Genomic DNA, 20,532 nt, shown 5'->3' on the forward strand with positions numbered 1-20,532 from the left:
ATCGTTTTTACGTCTATTTGCCAAGGCAGAAATTGGCGAAAATTTGATCAATGATATCATCTCCCAGAGACTGACCGGTAATCCGACGTAAATTTTCCAGCGCTTCCTCTAAATCAATGGCCACAATATCCACCGACATCCCGATGGACAAACTATTCAGTGCATTGATTAAATTTTCACGCACCTGACGCAGCAGATTCACATGGCGAAGATTAGAGACAATCACATCGTCCGCCGCTTTTTCCGTTTGATTGCCAGTGACCATAACCACCATCTGCCTGCGCAAGGCGTTAAGGCCGGTCTCTGTCTTGATGGATAAAGCAATTTCGTTGGAATTTAGGTCGGTTAAGGCTTCATCCTTCAAATCCATTTTATTATAAATGTGAATATAGGGTTTGTCCTGAAGCGCTGCTATTAGCGCGTCCTCATCTTCTGAGGTTTCACGTGAAACGTCTGTCATCATCAAAATCAATTCGGCCCGGTCCATCATCTGCTTTGATTTTTCCACGCCCAGTTTTTCCACCACATCATCGGTTTCTCGGATTCCCGCCGTATCGATAATGTGAAATGGAATCCCTTCAATATTAATATAGGCATCCACCACATCCCGGGTGGTTCCTGGAATATCGGTGACCAGGGCTTTGTCTTCCCGAATCAGTTTGTTTAAAAGCGAAGATTTCCCCACATTGGGCTCCCCGAGAATTACCGTATCGACGCCGTCCCGATAAATCTTGCCCATCTGAGCCGAATCGAGCAATGCGTCCACCGAGGCGAGCAAGCCGCCAATCGCCCGCTCTAAAGTGCCGCTGGTCACCGTTTCGATGTCGTATTCCGGATAATCGATAGCAGCGTTAATAAAAGTCATCAGGTGGAGCAGCTCGGCATCCATGGCCTGATACTTCTTTGAGAGGCCGCCGGATAATTGATTGACGGAATAGGCTAAACCGGTGGCGGTCTTGGCCTCGATGATATCCGTCACCGCCTCCGCCTGGGTGAGGTCGATGCGCCCGTTCACAAAGGCCCGCCTAGTGAATTCCCCCGGATCGGCCAGCCTGGCCCCGGCACGAATCACCGCATCGAGCACCGCGTGCAGCGCCACTGGACCGCCATGACAGTTAATTTCCACCACATCCTCGGCTGTATAGGATCGCGGTGCCTTCATGATCGACACCAGCACCTCATCGATTCGCTTACCCTGCGCATCGTAACAATGACCATAATGAATCGTATGTGTTTCAAAGGACGCCAGTTGCTGATCGGATGCGTTTCGATAAACCCGATCCGCAACGGCAATCGCATTTTTTCCGGATATCCGAACAATGCCGACGCCACCAATACCGGTTGGCGTGGCAATGGCCGCAATCACATCGTCTTGCAAAACGTGCATGACTTTCTCCTCTGTTAAATCTCAATCTCACCATTGACCGATGATCGTTATTCAGAAAATCATTATAACAAAAAAACTGGCGAAAGCACTTGTTATCCAACAAACTGCTTTCACCAGTTTATTTATCGCAGATAGCGAAATATCAATCTTTGCGGTCCTGATTTTCTTTTAAATCGATAACCACATGACGATAGGGATCGTGCCCTTCACTGTAGGTATAGACGGTTTCGCTGTCCTGAAGGGTGGCGTGGATAATGCGGCGTTCTCCCGGATTCATCGGTTCAAGGACCATCTTTTTATGATAGCGCACCGCTTTGTCGGCCATTTTATGGGCCAGGTGCTCCAGAGTGCCCTGCCGTTTTTCACGGTAATGCTCGGTATCAATCAACACCCGCACATAGTGATCGGTCGTTTTATTCACCGCCAGGCTGGTCAGATACTGAATGGCATCCAGCGTCTGGCCGCGGCGCCCGATGAGAATCCCCATCTTCGGACCGGCCAGCTCGACATGAAGCACATCATTGTCCCGATCGTAATCGGTGGTAACCGCCACCTCCAACGCCATCGCCGTAATCATATCTTTCAAAAATCGTTTGGCCGCCGTCTGAATAGCTTTCGCTTCGTCATCCAGATAAGCATTGATTTCAGCCATGTCGGCAACCGCCTCATTGACATCAGCTTCAGCCTCAGTCGGCACTTCCGATGATGCTGCAGTCGCCGCGACTGGCGGCCTTGCTTCAACGTTCTTCGGCGTTACCTCGATAACCGCTTCTTTCTTGCCGAAAATCCCAAGAACACCAAATTCCGGTTTCTGAACCACCCTAACATCCACCTGATCTTCCGTCAGACCGAGCGCCGTCAACGCTTTCCGAAGGGCTTCTGAGACTGTTTTACCTTTTGCTTCCATTTTTTTGTCTGCCTCCATCAGGATTTTTTCGTCCGTTCATCGCTTTGCGGAATCTTCGTCACCACTTTGCGTTTCGAAGAAGCTGGCTTGGTCTTGGGGCGACTGGCCTTCTTTTTAGCAGTCTTCCCCAACTGACCGGTCATCTGCTGCTGCCGCATCTGACTTTGCTCCTTGAGCATGCTCTTCTTTTCTTTCTTTTCCTGACGTTTGGCTTCTTCCACCCGGCGCTCCGCTTCCTCAATCGATACTTTTTCAACCGGTTTGCGCATTACCAGGAATTGCTGCACGAAGGTATAGGCATTCTGCACCACCCAGTATAGAGCGACCCCAGCCGGCATTTTAACGGCAAACCAGCCGATCATCAGGGGCATCACATAAAGCATCACTTTTTGTGAACTTTGCGCCGCTTTGTTCCCATCGTTCTGAAAGCGCATCATATACCATTGCGTGATAAAGGTTAACACCACGCAGAGAATCGGCAACACGAAATACGGATCTGATTTCCCTAGATCCGGAATCCAGTAAAAGCCAGCCCGCAGCGCCGACAAATTACCGTTGGTAAAAACATATTTCGCCGGTGAACGCAACGCGCCGAACAATCCCCAGATAATCGGCAGCTGAATGAGCAGCGGCAGACACCCGGCCATCGGGTTCACGTTGTAAAGTTTGTACAGCTTCATGGTTTCCGCATTGAGTTTTTCCGGATTGTTTTTGTATTTTTTCTGAAGATTGTTGAGTTCCGGCTGAACGGCCTGCATTTCCCGCATCGAATTGGTCTGTTTGATATTCAGCGGCAAAATGATGGTTTTAACAATAATGGTAAATAAAATTACCGCAAAACCGTAATCTTTAACCAGGTTGTAAATCTGATAAAGAACAAATCCGAACGCCTGGTATAAAATATTCATCTAAAACCTTTTCTCCTTTGCTTTCCATTCCTTTTTCAGAAAGATCACGGAACTGGATCGTACCCGCCGGGATTAAAAGGATGACATCGGGCAATGCGCTTCATTCCCAGCCACAGCCCTTTTCTCGGACCGTATTTTTGAATGGCTTCGTAACAATAGTTTGAGCAGGTCGGATAAAAACGACACGATCGCGGCAAAAGCGGCGAAATCACCCGCTGATACCCTCGAATTAAGAGCAGCATGCCCCGCGCAATCACCTGACTGATCATAGTCGACTCACTTCCAGTTTCGTTTTATAAAACAAATGTGTCAAAGAATGTTCTATCTCCGCATAGGTCGCCGAGGCACACCGCGCCTTGGCGATGATGATCAAATCGTAACCCGTTTGAAAATCTCCGCTGTGAAGACGATAGGCTTCACGCATCCTTCTGCGGATCCTATTTCGGACAACAGCCCGCTTCGACACTTTCTTGCTAACAATAATACCCAAACGATTGGTATTTTCCCAATTTTTCAAATAATAAAATTGAAAGTGACGATTGCCAAACCGTTGTCCCTTTCGGAATACGTCATTGAAATCTTTTTCACTTTTTAAAGAATTCAAGGCCATCATCCGCTCCAAAATCCATTCAATCCAAATTCTTCCTATAAAAAAGACCGTTCATTCAAACAAACGGTCTTGAGGTTATGCAGATAATTTTGCTCTGCCCTTTTGTCTTCTTCTTTTCAGAACCAGACGACCACTGCGCGTTTTCATTCTTTTTCTGAAACCATGTTCTTTTTTGCGCTGTCTGACCTTAGGCTGAAACGTCTGTTTCATTGTGATTTCCTCCTAATATTAACTTTTCATTCATCGTTTAATAATCAATACCATTCTAAAATACCGTATTACTTAAAAAGTATATTATGTTGAAACGTCGATGTCAAGCCATTTTTTAAAATCCCGTCGCTTCCCCGGATTTCATCGGGCATTCCCTGTGGATACTTGAATGCCCGAATTGAATTTGCTATAATGAATGCACACTTTTAACATTATCCACAGCCTTTTATCAACAACTTTTCTATTTTTGTGGATAAATCTGGGGATAAATGTTGATATTTCCCAGATCATCCTAATTTATCTCCATTCTTCTTCGGGATAAATTTACGAACAAGCTGCGTTTTTAAAATATGAATGTATATTTATCAACATTTATTGGAGGCTTATGTGGACGACTCGTTGAATATTCTATGGCAGCAAGCCCTTGAACTGATCGCCGAACAACTCACCGAAGTAAGTTTTAGAACCTGGTTTCCATCGGTCAAACCCATCCTGTACCGGGATAACTTCGTTTATTTATTGGTTGAAAATTCCTTTAACCAAGCGGTTATGCGGGAGCGCTACGAAACCGTAACCAACACCGCTCTGTCTTTTTTAACAAAAAATGATCATTTAAAGGCCGTATTTATCCTGAGTGAAGACGATATTCCAAAAGAGGCGGCTCCGACAGCGGCACCTCGGGAAACGGCAGAAGAAAAAACAGACACACCAGATGCTAAAGTTAAACCCGCCCACACCGGGACGGGCATCAACTCAAAATATACCTTTGAACGCTTCGTTATCGGGGAAAATAACCGTTTTGCTCACGCCGCTTGTGTCGCCGTATCGGAAGCGCCGTCGGAACGCTACAACCCGCTTTTTATTTACGGGGGCGTCGGCCTCGGTAAAACCCATCTCATGCAGGCCATCGGCAATTATATCCTGACCTATACGCCGGATAAAAAAGTGATCTACGTTTCCTGCGAAACCTTCACCAACGAATTCATCGACGCGATTCAAAACAAAAACAACCTGTCTTTTCGCAATCGCTACCGCAATGTCGACATCCTGCTCATCGACGATATTCAATTCTTATCCGGCAAAGAGGGCACCCAGGAGGAGTTCTTCCACACCTTTAACGCCCTTCACGACGAAAACAAACAGATTGTCATCAGCTCGGACCGGCCGCCGCGGGAAATCCCAAAGCTCGCCGAACGGCTGCGCAGCCGTTTTGAAATGGGGCTTATCACCGACATTTCCACGCCGAATTTCGAGACGCGAATGGCCATTTTGCGCAAAAAGGCCGAGTCCAACGCCGAGGACATCCCCGACGACGTCATGAACTTTATCGCCGACAACATTCATTCCAATATCCGGGAGCTCGAAGGCGCGCTGACCACTGTGGTCGCCTACTCCAAGCTTCACGGCGAAACCATCAATCTCGATTTTGCCAGGGAAGCACTCGCCGATCTGTTCGTCTCCCGGCAGCACGACATTAACGCGGATTATATTAAGGAAGTCACCGCAAAATACTTTAATACCACCATCGAGGATATGAACGGCAAAAAGCGCACCAAGGCCATCACCACTCCGCGTCAGGTGGCCATGTATCTGTGCCGCGAGATGACCAATATGTCCCTGCCCGCCATCGGCGAAGCCTTCGGTGGACGGGATCACTCCACCGTCATCCACGCGTATCAAAAGATCCGTGAAAACATCGATGCCAACACCGATTTTAAAAATTTGGTGCTCCGTATTCAAAGCGATATTCAAGGACAATAAGCCACGCTTGTCCACGGCGTCAATCACCATCCATCCACAGCTTACCCACAAACCCGATCCGGTGCTTTTCGCCGTTTTCCGTGCACTCAGACTTATCCACAGTCTTCACAGAGCTTACGACTATTATGACGAATTATACCTTAACTTATATATAGACCACAGCTAGGCACAACCATCATCCGGCTGTCTGTCAAAACGAAAAACAATATTCAAGAGGTAAACCATGAAATTTGACTGTTCCAAATCCGATCTGATCAGCGCCCTTTCCCTGGTCTCCCGAGGTGTCTCCAACAAAACCACCATGCCCATTCTTGAAGGGATTCTTTTTGAAGTTTACGATCATCGTCTGTTTTTGACCTCGACCAACCTGGAAATCAGCATTCAGACATCTATCCCGGCTCACATCGAACAGGACGGCGAACTGATCCTGCAATCCAACTTTATCTTTGAGTTGGTTCGCAAACTGTCCGGCGAGGATGTCTTTTTTGAACAAATGGCTCAGCACCAGCTCAAAATGACCTGTGAATGCTCCACCTTTACCATTAAGGGGATGCCTTCCGACGAATTTCCGGAATTCCCAAAGGTGATCGACGACTACAGCTTCACCGTGGATGCGTCAGCGCTGAAAGCGATGATTCACGGGACGATTTTTGCCGTCGCCATTAAGGAAAATATCCCGGTGCTTACCGGACTTAAGCTTGAAATTGAACGGGACCAGCTGACCATGATCGCGCTGGACGGCTACCGGCTTGCCCTGCGCCGGGGCGCCCTCAGCACGCCCATCAACGAGGCGGTGTCCATTATCGTGCCGGGCAAGAGCATGACGGAGCTGGACAAATTGCTTTCCGGCGCGAGCGGCGACATCCAAGTGAACCTGTCAAAGGCGCAGATTTTCTTTACGATGGGCGATACCCAGTTCACCTCCCGCCTGCTCGAAGGGGAGTTCATCAATTATAAGCACATCATTCCAAAAGAGAAAAACACCGAAGTGGTCATCGATAAAAAATTACTGCTCGACAGCACTGAACGCGCGGCGCTTTTGGCCCGAGAAGGCAAAAACAACCTGATTAAAATGGCCTTTGGCATCGACGAACTAACGCTCTCTTCCAACGCGGAGATCGGCGATGTGCACGAGGTGATTCCCATCCAGAAGACCGGCGACGATCTCAAAATCGCTTTTAATTCAAAATTTATTATCGATGCGTTGCGGGCTATCGATCAGGAACAAATCACCATTGACATGACCAACCCGGTGGGGCCGGCGGTCATTCAGTCGGAAGACAACCGCTATGTGTATCTGATTCTGCCGGTGCGCGTCTCCGACGACATGTAGGGGGCCGGCCATTTTAACCGAACCTTATCAAAAAGAACCGCAGAGTCCGTTGGCATGCGGTTCTTTTTTTGTTATAATGGATAGGATAAATGGTGAAGGTATCCCTTGTTGGCATTTAATTCACCATTTTTGCACGTTTTAGCCCCAAAGGGTCAAATGAAGACCAACGGCTTCAATCATGGAAAAAAACAGGAGAAAAATGGAAAAAATTCAAATTCATACCGCCTTTATCAAGTTGGATCAGCTGCTGAAATACATCGGCGCGGCCGAATCTGGAGCGATGGCCAAGGCCATGGTTCTGGGCGAAATGGTCCGGGTGGACGGCGAAATCTGCACGATGCGCGGCAAAAAAATCCGTCCGGGACAGCAGGTGGCCGTGGCGGATCTGGGGGTGTGGCGCGTCACCGGCGGCCGGACCTCCGAATGATTATCACCGATTTACAGCTGAAACATTTTCGCAATTACGCCTCGGAGCAATTTGATTTTTCCGATCATATCAACGTGATCACCGGCGCCAACGCCCAGGGAAAGACCAACCTGTTAGAAGCGCTGTTTTTTCTGGCGCGGGGCTATTCCCACCGCGCGACAACCGTGGCGGATCTTGTTCAGTTCGAACAGCCGGCGTTTTTTGCCAGGGCCGGCGTTTGGCAGGACGGGACTCACCACGAGATTTGCGTGCGCTATGAAAATCGGCGCAAGGTGCTGACGATCGACGGCAAAAAAGAGCCCAAGCACGCGGCAGCCGGCAAAATCGTCCACATCATTTTATTTGAGCCGGACGATCTGCGCATCGTGAAAGCCGGACCGGAGAAGCGCCGCCGCTTTATGAACGAGGAGATCAGCGGGCATATGCCGAGCTATTTGCCGGTGCTGGGGCATTACCGAAAGGCGCTGGCCCAGCGCAATGCCCTGCTCAAGGAGATTCGCCATGCGGCCTCCCTTCAAACCCTGCTGGCCGGCTGGGACGCGCAGCTGGTGCACTACGGCGCCAGGCTGATCCGCTACCGCCAGGCTTATCTGAAAAGGCTCAACGCGGTGGCAAAACAGCTGCACAGCGGCCTTTCCGACGGGCGGGAGACCCTGCAGCTGTCCTATCACAATAACGTGATTGATCAGCCGGCCGATCAGGAAGCGATCGCCCGACGTTTTGATGAGCGGCTAAAGGCCTCGGTGGAAGAAGATATCGCCCGGGGATCCACCGCCACCGGTCCCCAGGTGGACGATATGCAGGTGTGCATCGACGGCAGGGACGCGCGGAAATACGCGTCCCAGGGGCAGCAGCGCACGGCGGCCATTGCCCTCAAGCTGTCCCAGATCGAAATTTACCGGCGCGCCACCGGGGATTGGCCCATTGTGCTTTTGGACGACATTCTCTCGGAGCTCGACGCGGCGCGCCAGGAACAAATTCTGGCCATTTTAGGCCGGACTCAGGCCTTTATCACCTGCACCGACAGTCAGTTTGCTGAGCGTTATCCCGATGCCATGAAGCGGGTATTGACCATTCAAGACGGGCATTGGATTTCAGACGGCGTTATCCGCATAAAACAGCAAAATCCAGCGCCAGAGCGCGTTGATTAGATAGAGTCAGACAGAGGAGGCATTATGTCCGAAACAACGAAAACCAATCATGAATACGGCGCCGACCAAATTCAGGTGCTTGAAGGCCTGGAAGCGGTCAAGCGGCGGCCGGGGATGTATATCGGCAGCACAGGCTCCCAGGGGCTGCACCACCTGGTGTACGAAGTGGTCGATAACGCCATCGACGAGGCGCTGGCCGGTTACTGCAACAAGATTATCGTTTCGGTGGACAAAGACAATGCCGTGACCGTTGTGGATGACGGCCGCGGCATTCCCACCGGCATCAATCACAAAGAAGGCAAAACCGGGGTCGAGCTCGCGCTGACTGTTTTGCACGCCGGCGGAAAGTTCGGCGGCGGAGGCTACAAGGTTTCGGGCGGGCTTCACGGCGTCGGGGTGTCTGTGGTGAATGCCTTGTCTGAAACACTGACGGTAGAGGTCAAGCAGAACAAGCAGATCTATCGCCAGACCTTCGAACGCGGGAATAAGACCTCGGAGCTCGAGGTGGTCGGCAAAACCAACCGCACCGGCACCAAAATCACCTTCAAGCCGGATCCGGCCATCTTCGACACGACGATTTACGATTACGACGTGTTAGAGCACCGGCTGCGGGAGCTGGCTTTCCTCAATAAGGGCGTTTCAATCACGCTGAAGGATGAGCGGCCGGGCCAGGAGCAGACAGGCGAATACCATTATGCCGGTGGGATCCGCTCCTATATCGAATATATGAACCGCAATAAAGATCCGCTTTATACGCAGATTACCTATTACGAGAAGGCCATGGATAATTACGCTCTTGAGCTGGCCTTTCAGTATACCCGGGGCTATCAGGAAAATATTTATTCCTATGCGAACAATATCTATACCCCGGAGGGCGGCACCCATCTGAACGGGTTTAAAAGCGCCCTGACCCGAACGATCAACAATTATGCCCGCAAGGCCGGACTGCTCAAGCAGAACGACAAGAACCTCTCCGGAGACGACGTGCGCGAGGGGCTTACGGCGGTGATCTCCATTAAATTGCTGGAGCCCCAGTTTGAAGGGCAGACCAAGACCAAACTGGGCAATCCGGAAGTGAAGGGGATCGTGGAGACCATCGTCAACGAAGAGCTCTCCAATTTCCTCGAAGAAAATCCCAACGTGGCCAAGGCCATCGTGGAAAAGAATATCTCGGCCTCCCACGCGCGGATGGCAGCCAAGCGCGCCCGGGAGATGACCCGGCGCAAAAGCGCCCTCGACGCGACTTCCCTGCCGGGGAAGCTCGCGGACTGCCGGGAAAAAGATCCGGCTCAATCGGAAATCTTCATCGTCGAAGGGGACTCGGCCGGCGGTTCGGCCAAGGTGGGCCGGGATTCCCGGATCCAGGCGATTTTGCCCCTGCGCGGCAAGATTTTAAACGTCGAAAAGGCCCGGCTCGACCGGATGCTCACCTCCGACACGATCAAGGGGATGATTACCGCCTTCGGCACCGGCATCGCCGAGGATTTTGACATTGAAAAGGCGCGCTATCACAAAATTGTCATCATGACCGATGCCGATGTCGACGGCGCCCATATCCGCACCCTGCTCCTCACTTTCTTCTATCGCTATATGCGCGGTCTGATCGATCACGGTTATGTGTATATCGCCCAGCCGCCGCTTTACAAGGTCAGCTGGGGCAAGCATGTGGAATATGCCTATGACGACGCGGATCTGGACCGCCGCCTTGAAGACAAGGACCGCAGCCGCATCACCCTGCAGCGCTATAAAGGGCTGGGGGAAATGGACGCGGAGCAGCTTTGGGAGACCACGATGAACCCGGACACCCGCACGATGCTGCGGGTCGGCATCGAAGACGCGACCTACGCGGACGAAATCTTCACCATGCTCATGGGCGACAAGGTGCAGCCCCGCAAGGAATTTATCGAGCGCAACGCGAAGAAAGTCCAGAATCTGGATATTTAACCGGCTGCAGGATTGGATTCACATAAAGGAATAAAATGGACGAAAACGAAACTATGCTGACGGTGGCTCACAATCTTCGAGACGTTAAAATCGAAGACGAGATGAAAAACTGTTATATCGATTATGCGATGAGCGTTATCATCGGGCGGGCGCTGCCCGATGTGCGCGACGGCCTTAAGCCGGTGCATCGCCGCATTCTTTACGCGATGCATCAGATGGGCATGACGCCGGATAAGCCCTTTAGAAAATCGGCGCGTATCGTCGGGGAAGTGCTGGGGAAATACCATCCCCACGGCGATTCCTCGGTGTATGACGCCATGGTGCGCATGGCCCAGGACTTCTCCACCCGCTATATGACGGTCAATGGGCAGGGGAACTTCGGCTCGGTGGACGGCGACGGCGCGGCCGCCATGCGTTATACCGAGGCGCGGATGAGCAGGATTTCCTTGGAAATGCTCCGGGATATCAACAAGGAAACCGTCGACTTCATGGATAACTTTGACGGCTCAGAGCAGGAACCGGTGGTGCTGCCCTCCCGCTTCCCGCATTTGCTGGTGAACGGCTCCCAGGGGATTGCCGTTGGGATGGCCACCAATATCCCGCCCCACAATCTTGGCGAGGTGATCGACGGGACCATCGCCTACATTGACGACCCGGGCATCAGCGTCGACGATTTGATGACTCATATCAAAGGGCCGGACTTTCCCACCGCGGGGGTGATCCTGGGCAAGAGCGGCATCCGCGAGGCCTACGAAACCGGCCGCGGCCGCATTAAGATTCGCTCTAAGGTCGCCGTGAAGGACATGGCCAAGGGCAAGAAGCAGATTATCATTTCGGAAATTCCCTATATGGTCAATAAGGCGAAGCTCATTCAGAAGATCGCCGAACTGGTCAAAGACAAGCGCGTCGAGGGCATCACCGATATCCGCGACGAAACCGACCTGAAGCACGGCATCCGCATCGTCGTGGAGCTCAAGCGGGACACTAACGCGACCATCGTGCTCAACCAGTTATATAAGCATACCCAGCTTCAGGACATCTACGGCGTGATCATGCTCGCCCTGGTGGACGGCCAGCCGAAGGTGCTCAGTCTCAAGCAGATTCTCCATGATTACGTCGAACACCAGAAGGAAATCATCGTCCGCCGCACGAAATTTGATCTGAAAAAGGCGGAAGCCAGGGCCCATATCCTCGAGGGCTACCGCATCGCGCTGGACAATATAGACGAAGTGATTCAGATCATCCGGGAATCTCGGGATGCGAAAATTGCCAAAACCCATTTGATGGATCGCTTCGCGCTGACGGATATTCAGGCCCAGGCCATCCTCGACATGCGCCTGCAGCGGCTGACCGGTCTCGAACGGGAAAAGATCGAAGCGGAATACGCTGAGCTGATGCAAAAGATCGCCGAATACAAGGCGATTCTGGCCGACGAAAAGTTGGTGCTCGGCATTATCAAAGACGAACTGACCGAGATCAAAGATAAATACGGCGACGATCGCCGAACCTCCTTCGACATCGACGTGGAGGATTTCGATGTGGAAGATCTGATCAAAGAAGAAGAAGTGGTGGTCACGATGACCCACGTGGGTTATGTGAAGCGCATCGCGGCAGACACCTACCGAGCTCAGAACCGCGGTGGCAAGGGCATTTCGGCCCTCTCCACCCGGGAGAACGACTTTATCGAGCACATTTTCACCACATCGACCCACGACGATCTGCTTTTCTTCACCAACAAGGGCAAATATTACCGGCTCAAGGCGTATGAAATTCCCGTGGGCGGACGCACTTCCCGCGGCACGGCCATTGTGAACATTCTGCAACTGGATCCGGGCGAGAGCATTACGACGATGATTCAGGTCAAGGCCTTTGAAGCGGATAAGTATTTTGTGATGGCAACCTGTCACGGGCTGATCAAGAAGACGGCGATGACCGATTATGAATCCTCCCGGAAAAACGGAATTAACGGCATTAATCTGCGGGACGGCGACGAGCTGATCAAGGTGCAGATTTCCGACGATACCGAGGATGTGGTGATGGGCACCCATTTGGGTTACGCCATCCGCTTTAAAGTCAGGGATGTGAATGCCACCGGACGGATGTCCATGGGAGTTCGCGGCATTGGCCTGCGGACGGACGATCATGTCGTCGGCATGGATCTGCTCACTGCGGACAACAATGTGCTCTGTGTGGCTGAAAAGGGTTATGGCAAGCGCACATTCGCCGATCAATACCGGGTGCAAAAGCGCGGCGGCAAGGGTATTCAGACCTATAAATGCACCAATAAAACCGGCAACCTTGTGGGCTTTTCGGTGCTTGAAGACGGCGGCGAAATCATGATGATCAACAACGATGGCATCGTGATCAAGCTCAAGGGCGACGATATTTCCCAGATCGGCCGCAGTACCCAGGGGGTGCGCCTGATGAAACTCAAGGGCGACGAACGCATTGCGACGATCTGCAAGGTTCAAAATGAAGAGCCTCTCGACGATGTGGACATCGAAGATGATCAGCTGTCGATGATGGACGATTGATGTGAGGATTCCCTGGGAAATAAAAATTCCCGGCTTGCTAAAGGAGAAAACCATGGATAAGCTCATTTCGATTTCGATGCTCAGTGCCGATTTTTCGCGTCTGGGCGAACATTTGAAGCAGGTGGAAGCGGCCGGCGTTGACTGGCTGCACGTGGATATTATGGACGGGCATTTTGTGCCTAATATCACCATGGGACCGGACCAGGTGGCCCAGCTGCGTGGCGCCGTGGCCCTCCCCTTTGATGTGCATCTGATGATTACTCATCCCCTTGCTTATATCGAGCGCTTTGCCAAAGCCGGCGCCGATACCATTACCGTGCATGTGGAGTGTGACGATGACACGGATGCTTGCCTCGATTTGATTGAAAAGTGCGGTGTGAAGCCCGCCGTGGTGATTTCGCCGGAAACGCCGGCCGCGGCCGTGGCGCCCTATCTCGATCGGGTGAGCATGGTGCTGGTGATGGGGGTGCACCCCGGATTCGGCGGCCAGTCCTATATCCCGGAAACGACGGACAAGCTGGCAAAGCTGCATGATATGATCGGCGGCCGGCCATTGCGTCTCGAGATCGACGGCGGTGTTAATTTCGACACCCTGCCGGAAATTCTCACCACCGGGGCGGATACCATTGTCTCCGGGTCTTGCCTGTTTAAGGGGGATATCGCGGCCAACGTCGGGCGCTTTAAAACCTTGTTTGAATCAAAAAATAATTAAATGACATTTAAAAAGCACGTTCAAGTCGGAAAGAACGTGCTTTTGGTTTTTATAGATAAACTCTAATATAAATTTTCAACTATCTTTTCAAAGGTCTTTATATGCCGGTATAGCCTGTTGTTTCAGGCATTTTGTATATCTTTTCTTAAATCCGCTTGTGTTTTCGCTTTGAAAGGTAGTCAAGAAGTAGTAAAACCTCTCTTTTCCTTTTTAAACTCCCGTTCCTTTAGTCATAAGATTAGAGCGGCGGTCTTATACAACTTTGTATATTGCATTTCTTTGCATAAGAGACTTTTTCCTTTGTAAAAACTTATATTTTCCATTTTTCTGTTTGATATTGCATATCCCAAAGTTTTTGATACAATCCTATTTGCTTCATCAATTCATTATGTGTTCCTTTTTGACTGATGCTACCGTCTTCAATAACAAGAATTTGATCTACATCCTGTATTGTCGATAATTTATGAGCAATCATAATAACCGTTTTATTCTTCAATAGCGACTGTAATGCCGATTGTATTTTTACTTCGTTTTCTACATCTATATTTGCAGTCGCCTCGTCTAAAAGTACTATCGGAGCATCTTTTATTAAAGCTCTGGCAATTGCAATTCTTTGCTTCTCACCGCCGGAAAGAGTTGAACCGCCTTCTCCCGGTACAGTATCGTATCCCTCAGGGAGTTCCATAATAAAATCGTGACATCCGGCTTTTTTTGCCGCTTCAATGACTTCATCCAAGCATGCCGACGGTTTTCCTATTCTAATATTGTTCAAAATAGAATCCTGAAACAAAAGAATATCTTGAAATACAAAACTCAGATTGTGCAGTAAATGTTCATAAGACAATTTTTGAATTTCCTTGCCGCCTATTTTTATTTTTCCCTGCTGGGCATCCCAAAACCTTCCAAGTAAGTTAATAATAGTTGTCTTTCCGCTGCCGGATAATCCCACCAATGCCGTAGTTGTTTTTTCCGGAACATTAAAGGAAATTTCCCTAAGAACAGGGGTACTATCATAAGCAAAGCTGACATTCTCATAGGAAATATCAAATTGATGCAGCTCTTTTTCTCCGGAAATATCGGACATAACAGGAATGTTATCAATCATATCCATGCGTTCCAAGGATTGATTTGTCATTTTTGCAAATATGCTGAAAATGCCCATCCCTTCTATCCCTTGAAACAAGCCGAAAGATGAAAGAGTTAATAAAAACAATCGCATATAATCAATGTCATTCAGAAGAAAAAGCATTCCTGCCAAGAAAATGATACCGGTGGTTATCGCTCGAAACCAAAATTGAAATAAGGCAATTGGAAAAAGATGTGAAAGCTCATTGCGAATAGATTCATCCCGCATTTTTTCAAATATCTTCATGATTTTTGTCTCATATTTCTTTTCCGTTTGACATGATTTCAAAATATGAATCCCATGGATGAATTCAACTGTTTCCTCTGTCACCGTCCCGATGAGTTTTTGCCGATTTAAATTTAATCTATCCTGTGTTGAAGCAAGACGCCTATATGTATACCGAGCCGGTATTAACAAGAGTACAGAGAAAATAAATACCCTATAGTCCACACAGAACAGAAATATTAAACCGATAACTAAAGAAGGAATTCCCGTTGCAGCTTTTTCAATAACGCCTATTCCTTCTATTTCAAGAAATGCCGCATCCGAAGTAATTGTGGATATAAGATCTCCTTGATTCTTTTTGCTGAAAAAGCCCAATGAAGCTTGTTTAAGGTGCGAACCTAAAGCGATCCGCTTCTCACATATCGCCTCGTACCCGGCTCCTGAACGCAAACGCAGGATAGCATATCTTAAAATAATGCGGCAGATAATTGTTACTGCCATAACGGCGATACAGAATATAAGTGTTTTTTCATCAAGCTGTCTTGTTGCATTTTTATTTAATTCCGGTATGGATGCAACCAAATAGTAAGCCATGACCAGGGGAAGCATAATGAATATTCCATCTAAAAAGTTAAATAGGAATGAAAGGTAGAGCTTTCTGCGCTGTGCTTTCATCAGCTCCAAAAATTTATAAACCGTTTTTAGCATAGAAAGGCTCCTTTCTTTCACTGATTTTCGAGGTTTCCGAAAGATAGGCAGACCACATTTTTTTGTATAAGGCAGAGGTTTTAATCAACTCCTCATGCTTCCCCACAGAATCCAGCTTTCCGGCGTCAAGTACAATAATCTTGTCACAATCTGTAACTGTCGGAAGCCTATGTGCAATAACAACCAATGTTTTGTTTTTACATAAAGCCATCAATGAGTCCTGAATTTTATTCTGATTCTCCATGTCGGTATAGGCAGTCGCCTCATCTAAAATCAAAATGGGAGCATTTTTCAAAATTGCTCTTGCAATGACAATTCTTTGCCGCTGCCCGCCAGACAGTTTTGCTCCCGCATTTCCGACAACGGTATCGTAACCGTGCTCAAGTTTTTCGATAAAATCACTGCATTGTGCATTCGTTGCAGCAATTTTGACTTCCTCGTCTGTTGCTGCCGGGTTTCCTAATCGTATATTTTCCATGATAGACATATTAAACAAAAATGTATCCTGTGTTACATAACTGATTTTTGCCATTAACTCTGAAAGCGAAAGACTTTTATAGTCTACACCGCCAATTGTGATGCATCCATCCGTCACATCCCAAAATCTTGCAAGGAGATTTGCAATCGTAGTCTTTCCGCTGCCTGAAGGACCAACAATAGCCACTTTAGTATTTTCCTCAATCGTAAGAGAAATATCATGTAAAACCGTTTCCTTTCCATAGGCAAAAGAAACATTGCTCAGCTCAATTTTATTATTTGAAATCGTTTCTCCTGAAGCAATTTCTTTTAATTCCGATGCGGAAAGAATTTCGTCAATCAGATGTTTTCCATTTCTTATGTGATAGAAATTGTCCATAAACTCGGTAAATTTAAGCAAAGATGAACCAAGTCCCACGGAAAGCAACACGGAAAAGAGAAAAATCTGTCCCGAAAGATCTCTATGCACATAGAGGTGTCCGCCAACACACAAAACACTTACTGTAATAGAAGACAATAAAACCAATGCCGGCGCTGAAACGATATGCATTTTGTTATACAGTTTTAATGTGGATTTTTTGTAATTACGAATGGCTTCCTCATATTTAGAATAAGCCCTTTTTTCTTGACCGAATATTTTAATTTCCTTATTTCCCCGTATATATTCAATAACTCTATCGTTCATATGTTCCAGTGCCGAATAGTATGTGCTTGCGAACTCGTTCATGATGCCGATATACATTGGTAAATAAAAAATTAAAGTCAGTACGGCGGGTACCATTACAGCCAAAGCCATTCGCCAATCAACAAAAAACAAACTAACGATAATTCCCACAGGAATCAAAACATTTGATGTTGTTTCAGGTATAGCATGAGCTAAAGGAAATTCGAGCCGTTCCGTTCCGTCAATCAACATATGTTGAAAATGTCCTGTCCCATGCAGTTGCATATATCCCAGCGGCATCCGTAGCATCTTATTCGTTATAGCAATTCGTATCTCTCCCAGTATGCGAAAAGCCGTTTTATGAGAAATTGCAGTGGATAAACCGTGGCAGATAAGCTGTAAAACAAAAGCTGCAAGAATAAAAAGTGTGTCTATGATAATATCTTTATAGCTAAATCCCGACACAAGTCCGTTTAATAAACGATAAAGGATATAGTAGGGAGCAAGTCCCCAAAATACGCTCGCAATTGCCAGCAAAACGGAACCGATATATGAGGTTGTATAAGGTTTTAAGAAGTCAACAAATCTTCTTTCACCGTTCTTGTCCATAAAGCCTCCTATATTTATTTTAATCTATATTCTTGAAATGTTTTTTCAAAATGACCTTTCCTATATAGACGCCGATAACTCCGCAGATAATTGCCGACACCATACCCAATGCTGCAAATCCGCCGGTAAAAAATTTTACATAGGCATATATTTCATCTTTACCGAGTCCCATATCGGTCCATTTTTTTACTTCTCTATCAAGAAAGAAAATGAACGGAATGCATCCGCCAAAGAAATAGGCAGCCTGTGTAAATCCATAACCGACACCAACAGCTATGGTTTTGAAATTCGTCTTAAAAACGATGATATCTGCGATAAGACTTACGACAATGACACAAATCAAACAGGTAATACTCCCCATACCGGTCAGAGTAAAAAAGGCAGTTCCTAAGCTTACAAGTAAAGTCATCGCTCCGAAATGTTCAATTTTTTTAACAACGAATAGAACGATGCTTCCCATGATAAGTGCGGTAATACTCGGTGCAAATACATGCATAACAGGAATCATTACAGCGGTTAACATCCCGACCCCATAGATTACCGCAGCATGAACAGCTGCCAGCAAACCGATTAAGACAAAATCACTGACTTTCCATTTATTACTCATTTTTTATTCCTCTTATAAATTTTCTTTAAAAATAAGATTAAGTTGTTCTGTATCTCTCAAAGGAAAATCCTTTAATATCTTTCCATCTTCCAAAAGTACTGCACGATTGCAAACGGATAAAATGAATTCGTAATCATGTGTAATGATAATGGATGCGTTTTTGTTTCCTGTAATAGAATCGATTAAATCACAAACCTTTTGCATACTTTCGTAGTCCAAACCGCTTGTGGGTTCATCAAATACATTAACCCTCTTATTTAACAGATAAGAGGCTGCAATCACCAAACGCTGTTTCTGCCCCATGGATAAAATCGTAGGGTGCTGTTCTTTCATATCAGAAAGATGTAATATATCAAGAACTTTTTGTATCCGGCTTTCTATATCAGCTTGACTTTCGTTTCCAAGGAGCAAATCGTTATACACGCTGTATCCGAAAAGTTGAAAATCCACATTCTGCATGACATAGCTCGTAGTTTTACTTCGATCTTTTGTTGCAAACCTTTTTCCGTCAAAGTTAATAATTCCTCCTTGTTCTTTTTTTAGCCCGCATAAAATTTTGGCGAGTGTTGTTTTCCCGCATCCGTTCTTTCCGAGCAAAGCCACTTTGTCACCCGGAAAAACAGAGAATGAAATTCCCTTCAATATTTCTCTTTCTTTTTTATATCTGAAAGTAATGTCCTTCAGCTCCAAGAGAGGGTTATCAAATATATCCTTCGGAGGGTCTCTGACAACGCTTTGAAAAAGATTTATTCCTCGCAATCCCTTTTCATGAAGCATGTCGTTGCTCAGAGTTTTCAATTCGGATCTCTCATATACGCCGGATATCTTGCCATTTCCCATTACAATCAGTCTGTCGCAAAGATTTTTCATATAAAAAAGGCGATGCTCGATAACAATTATAGTGTAGCCGTTTGCTTTTAATTTCTCGAAGATTTCCGACAGTAAAAGAATAGATTGATAATCCAAATTAGATGAAGGCTCATCCAACAGAAGAATACCGGTCTTGAGCATTAGGATGGAAGCAATTGCAACCTTTTGTTTTTCACCACCGGATAAATCCGACAATTTCTTTTCGATTATGTTATTTAAAGAAAGCAGCGAAACGATATACTTCATTCGCCGCTCGATTTCCTGCTTGGGAATTCCGTAATTTTCACAAGCATAAACGAGATCTGACAGCACATCAGCTGTAAAAAATTGATTTTCCGGATTCTGAAAAACAGAAGATGTAATTTTGGATATGTCACATATACGAAACGGAGCGATGTTTTTACCGTTCAAGTAAATATTTCCTGATTTCTCCCCGTCAAAAAACAGGGGACATAAACCGTTGATACAGCGGAACAGAGTGGATTTTCCCGAACCGCTTCTTCCGGTAATAACTACAAATTCTCCCTTCTTAATGGAAAGGGTTACTTCTTCAATCGTTTGAAATTCATTATCTTTATACCTATAACTCAGCTTTTCCAATCGGATCATTGTGTTTTCTTACCTCAAAAAATTTATTGTTAGACTTAATATAAATGCAACAATGGTGATTGCTGAAAATACGATGTCTTTTTTGCGGATCTTCACATTAAAATATGTACTTCGACAATTCGTATTTTCTATCCCTTTTACAAGTGCCGCACAGGAAAATTCTTCTGCCATATGCATGCTACGAAACAGCATAGGAACTAATAAATACTCAAGCATCCTCAACGGATGGAATATCACTCCTTTCCACGAGGTATCTATTCCTTTAAGTTTCATTGCCTCAACTATGGTAAAAAAATCTTCCCTTAGTGAAGTAAAGTGGCGAAACATTACCGCAATGCTCAGAATAACGCCTTTGGGAAGCCTGCATTTTTCAAGAGCAGTTGTAATTTCGGATAAATTCTTTTGTCCTTTGATTGCTGATCCTAACATCATAAACGGAATGATTCGCTGAATGATAAAAGCGATAATACCGATAATAAAAAATATAGGAGTTCGCAATATAAGAATTTGCATATGAGTAACCGCATAATAATAAAAATAAAGAACTCCAAAAGTTACCGCATAACGAATTAAAGTATAATATTGTCTCCCTGCTATCAGCACGATTACTGCAATAAAAAAGGATAGTAATGTCACTTCCGGTTTTCCTGAAAGCAACATAAATACCATAATCAGCAAATCCAAAAAAAGAATTGTCCTGAAATCAAAAGTTCTATTTTTTCTTGTTTTATTCGTTGTGATTCACTCCCTTGC

18 protein-coding genes are annotated in these 20,532 nt (G+C 46.9%); 7 read left to right on the forward strand and 11 right to left on the reverse strand.

Features of this window, described 5'->3' with window-relative positions; all coding sequences use genetic code 11:
• Positions 1-13: 13 nt before the first annotated feature.
• From mnmE to rpmH, 6 genes are all read right to left on the reverse strand, one after another.
• A complete protein-coding gene (gene mnmE / locus V3C63_RS03405) occupies positions 14-1,387 on the reverse strand; it encodes a tRNA uridine-5-carboxymethylaminomethyl(34) synthesis GTPase MnmE (RefSeq protein WP_329886421.1) in 1,374 nt (457 codons plus the stop codon).
• 142 nt (positions 1,388-1,529) lie between these two features.
• Entirely contained in the window at positions 1,530-2,294 is a 765-nt protein-coding gene (jag, locus tag V3C63_RS03410) for an RNA-binding cell elongation regulator Jag/EloR (protein WP_329886422.1), read from the reverse strand.
• A gap of 17 nt (positions 2,295-2,311) precedes the next feature.
• Complete coding sequence (locus tag V3C63_RS03415) at positions 2,312-3,202, reverse strand: YidC/Oxa1 family membrane protein insertase (protein WP_329886423.1); 891 nt, start codon at positions 3,200-3,202, stop codon at positions 2,312-2,314.
• 44 nt (positions 3,203-3,246) lie between these two features.
• Complete coding sequence (yidD, locus tag V3C63_RS03420) at positions 3,247-3,471, reverse strand: membrane protein insertion efficiency factor YidD (RefSeq protein WP_329886424.1); 225 nt, start codon at positions 3,469-3,471, stop codon at positions 3,247-3,249.
• Positions 3,468-3,812, reverse strand: coding sequence for a ribonuclease P protein component (rnpA, locus tag V3C63_RS03425; protein ID WP_329886425.1), 345 nt, complete (start codon positions 3,810-3,812; stop codon positions 3,468-3,470). Before rnpA ends, yidD begins: the two co-directional genes overlap by 4 nt.
• A 75-nt stretch (positions 3,813-3,887) precedes the next feature.
• Positions 3,888-4,022: a 50S ribosomal protein L34 gene (gene rpmH, locus V3C63_RS03430; protein ID WP_006599283.1), complete on the reverse strand. Its 135-nt coding sequence runs from the start codon at positions 4,020-4,022 to the stop codon at positions 3,888-3,890.
• Positions 4,023-4,409: 387 nt separating this feature from the next.
• Here rpmH and dnaA point away from each other — a divergent pair, with 387 nt between their 5' ends.
• The 7 genes from dnaA (at position 4,410) to rpe (ending at position 13,884) form a co-directional block, all read left to right on the forward strand.
• Entirely contained in the window at positions 4,410-5,783 is a 1,374-nt protein-coding gene (gene dnaA / locus V3C63_RS03435) for a chromosomal replication initiator protein DnaA (RefSeq protein WP_329886426.1), read from the forward strand.
• Positions 5,784-6,006: 223 nt separating this feature from the next.
• Positions 6,007-7,116 carry a DNA polymerase III subunit beta gene (gene dnaN / locus V3C63_RS03440; protein WP_329886427.1) on the forward strand — a complete coding sequence of 370 codons (1,110 nt, stop codon included), beginning with the start codon at positions 6,007-6,009 and terminating at the stop codon, positions 7,114-7,116.
• A gap of 199 nt (positions 7,117-7,315) precedes the next feature.
• The gene (locus V3C63_RS03445) at positions 7,316-7,543 is read left to right on the forward strand and encodes an RNA-binding S4 domain-containing protein (RefSeq protein ID WP_329886428.1); all 228 of its coding nucleotides are present in this window, start codon (positions 7,316-7,318) and stop codon (positions 7,541-7,543) included.
• The gene (recF, locus tag V3C63_RS03450) at positions 7,540-8,694 is read left to right on the forward strand and encodes a DNA replication/repair protein RecF (protein ID WP_329886429.1); all 1,155 of its coding nucleotides are present in this window, start codon (positions 7,540-7,542) and stop codon (positions 8,692-8,694) included. The genes V3C63_RS03445 and recF overlap by 4 nt, the downstream gene beginning before the upstream one ends.
• Before the next feature lie 24 nt (positions 8,695-8,718).
• The gene (gene gyrB, locus V3C63_RS03455; RefSeq protein WP_329886430.1) at positions 8,719-10,638 is read left to right on the forward strand and encodes a DNA topoisomerase (ATP-hydrolyzing) subunit B; all 1,920 of its coding nucleotides are present in this window, start codon (positions 8,719-8,721) and stop codon (positions 10,636-10,638) included.
• A gap of 35 nt (positions 10,639-10,673) precedes the next feature.
• Complete coding sequence (gene gyrA / locus V3C63_RS03460; protein WP_425355328.1) at positions 10,674-13,172, forward strand: DNA gyrase subunit A; 2,499 nt, start codon at positions 10,674-10,676, stop codon at positions 13,170-13,172.
• A 52-nt stretch (positions 13,173-13,224) separates the two neighbouring features.
• Positions 13,225-13,884, forward strand: coding sequence for a ribulose-phosphate 3-epimerase (gene rpe / locus V3C63_RS03465; RefSeq protein WP_329886431.1), 660 nt, complete (start codon positions 13,225-13,227; stop codon positions 13,882-13,884).
• Between the two features lie 310 nt (positions 13,885-14,194).
• Here rpe and V3C63_RS03470 read toward each other — a convergent pair whose 3' ends face one another.
• From V3C63_RS03470 to V3C63_RS03490, 5 genes are read right to left on the reverse strand one after another with little or no spacing between them, the layout of a single operon-like run.
• Positions 14,195-15,943, reverse strand: coding sequence for an ABC transporter ATP-binding protein (locus V3C63_RS03470; protein WP_329886432.1), 1,749 nt, complete (start codon positions 15,941-15,943; stop codon positions 14,195-14,197).
• Positions 15,924-17,693: an ABC transporter ATP-binding protein gene (locus tag V3C63_RS03475; protein WP_329886433.1), complete on the reverse strand. Its 1,770-nt coding sequence runs from the start codon at positions 17,691-17,693 to the stop codon at positions 15,924-15,926. The genes V3C63_RS03470 and V3C63_RS03475 overlap by 20 nt, the downstream gene beginning before the upstream one ends.
• Positions 17,694-17,712: 19 nt before the next feature.
• The gene (locus tag V3C63_RS03480) at positions 17,713-18,300 is read right to left on the reverse strand and encodes an MptD family putative ECF transporter S component (protein WP_329886434.1); all 588 of its coding nucleotides are present in this window, start codon (positions 18,298-18,300) and stop codon (positions 17,713-17,715) included.
• A gap of 12 nt (positions 18,301-18,312) precedes the next feature.
• Positions 18,313-19,779, reverse strand: coding sequence for an ABC transporter ATP-binding protein (locus tag V3C63_RS03485; RefSeq protein WP_329886435.1), 1,467 nt, complete (start codon positions 19,777-19,779; stop codon positions 18,313-18,315).
• A 9-nt stretch (positions 19,780-19,788) separates the two neighbouring features.
• Positions 19,789-20,520 carry an energy-coupling factor transporter transmembrane component T gene (locus tag V3C63_RS03490; RefSeq protein ID WP_329886463.1) on the reverse strand — a complete coding sequence of 244 codons (732 nt, stop codon included), beginning with the start codon at positions 20,518-20,520 and terminating at the stop codon, positions 19,789-19,791.
• Between the last annotated feature and the right edge of the window lie 12 nt (positions 20,521-20,532).

The sequence above is a fragment of the Pseudoramibacter faecis genome, assembly GCF_036289405.1.
Taxonomy (GTDB): Bacteria; Bacillota; Clostridia; order Eubacteriales; family Eubacteriaceae; genus Pseudoramibacter; species Pseudoramibacter faecis.

Coding starts and splice junctions, on each gene's coding strand:
- gyrB (WP_329886430.1), top strand. CDS start 8,719: ATGTCCGAAACAACGAAAACCAATCATGAATACGGCGCCGACCAAATT.
- rpe (WP_329886431.1), top strand. CDS start 13,225: ATGGATAAGCTCATTTCGATTTCGATGCTCAGTGCCGATTTTTCGCGT.
- V3C63_RS03470 (WP_329886432.1), bottom strand. CDS start 15,943: ATGCTAAAAACGGTTTATAAATTTTTGGAGCTGATGAAAGCACAGCGC.
- dnaN (WP_329886427.1), top strand. CDS start 6,007: ATGAAATTTGACTGTTCCAAATCCGATCTGATCAGCGCCCTTTCCCTG.
- gyrA (WP_425355328.1), top strand. CDS start 10,674: ATGGACGAAAACGAAACTATGCTGACGGTGGCTCACAATCTTCGAGAC.
- V3C63_RS03445 (WP_329886428.1), top strand. CDS start 7,316: ATGGAAAAAATTCAAATTCATACCGCCTTTATCAAGTTGGATCAGCTG.
- yidD (WP_329886424.1), bottom strand. CDS start 3,471: ATGATCAGTCAGGTGATTGCGCGGGGCATGCTGCTCTTAATTCGAGGG.
- V3C63_RS03485 (WP_329886435.1), bottom strand. CDS start 19,779: ATGATCCGATTGGAAAAGCTGAGTTATAGGTATAAAGATAATGAATTT.
- recF (WP_329886429.1), top strand. CDS start 7,540: ATGATTATCACCGATTTACAGCTGAAACATTTTCGCAATTACGCCTCG.
- rnpA (WP_329886425.1), bottom strand. CDS start 3,812: ATGGCCTTGAATTCTTTAAAAAGTGAAAAAGATTTCAATGACGTATTC.
- V3C63_RS03475 (WP_329886433.1), bottom strand. CDS start 17,693: ATGGACAAGAACGGTGAAAGAAGATTTGTTGACTTCTTAAAACCTTAT.
- V3C63_RS03480 (WP_329886434.1), bottom strand. CDS start 18,300: ATGAGTAATAAATGGAAAGTCAGTGATTTTGTCTTAATCGGTTTGCTG.
- jag (WP_329886422.1), bottom strand. CDS start 2,294: ATGGAAGCAAAAGGTAAAACAGTCTCAGAAGCCCTTCGGAAAGCGTTG.
- rpmH (WP_006599283.1), bottom strand. CDS start 4,022: ATGAAACAGACGTTTCAGCCTAAGGTCAGACAGCGCAAAAAAGAACAT.
- V3C63_RS03415 (WP_329886423.1), bottom strand. CDS start 3,202: ATGAATATTTTATACCAGGCGTTCGGATTTGTTCTTTATCAGATTTAC.
- mnmE (WP_329886421.1), bottom strand. CDS start 1,387: ATGCACGTTTTGCAAGACGATGTGATTGCGGCCATTGCCACGCCAACC.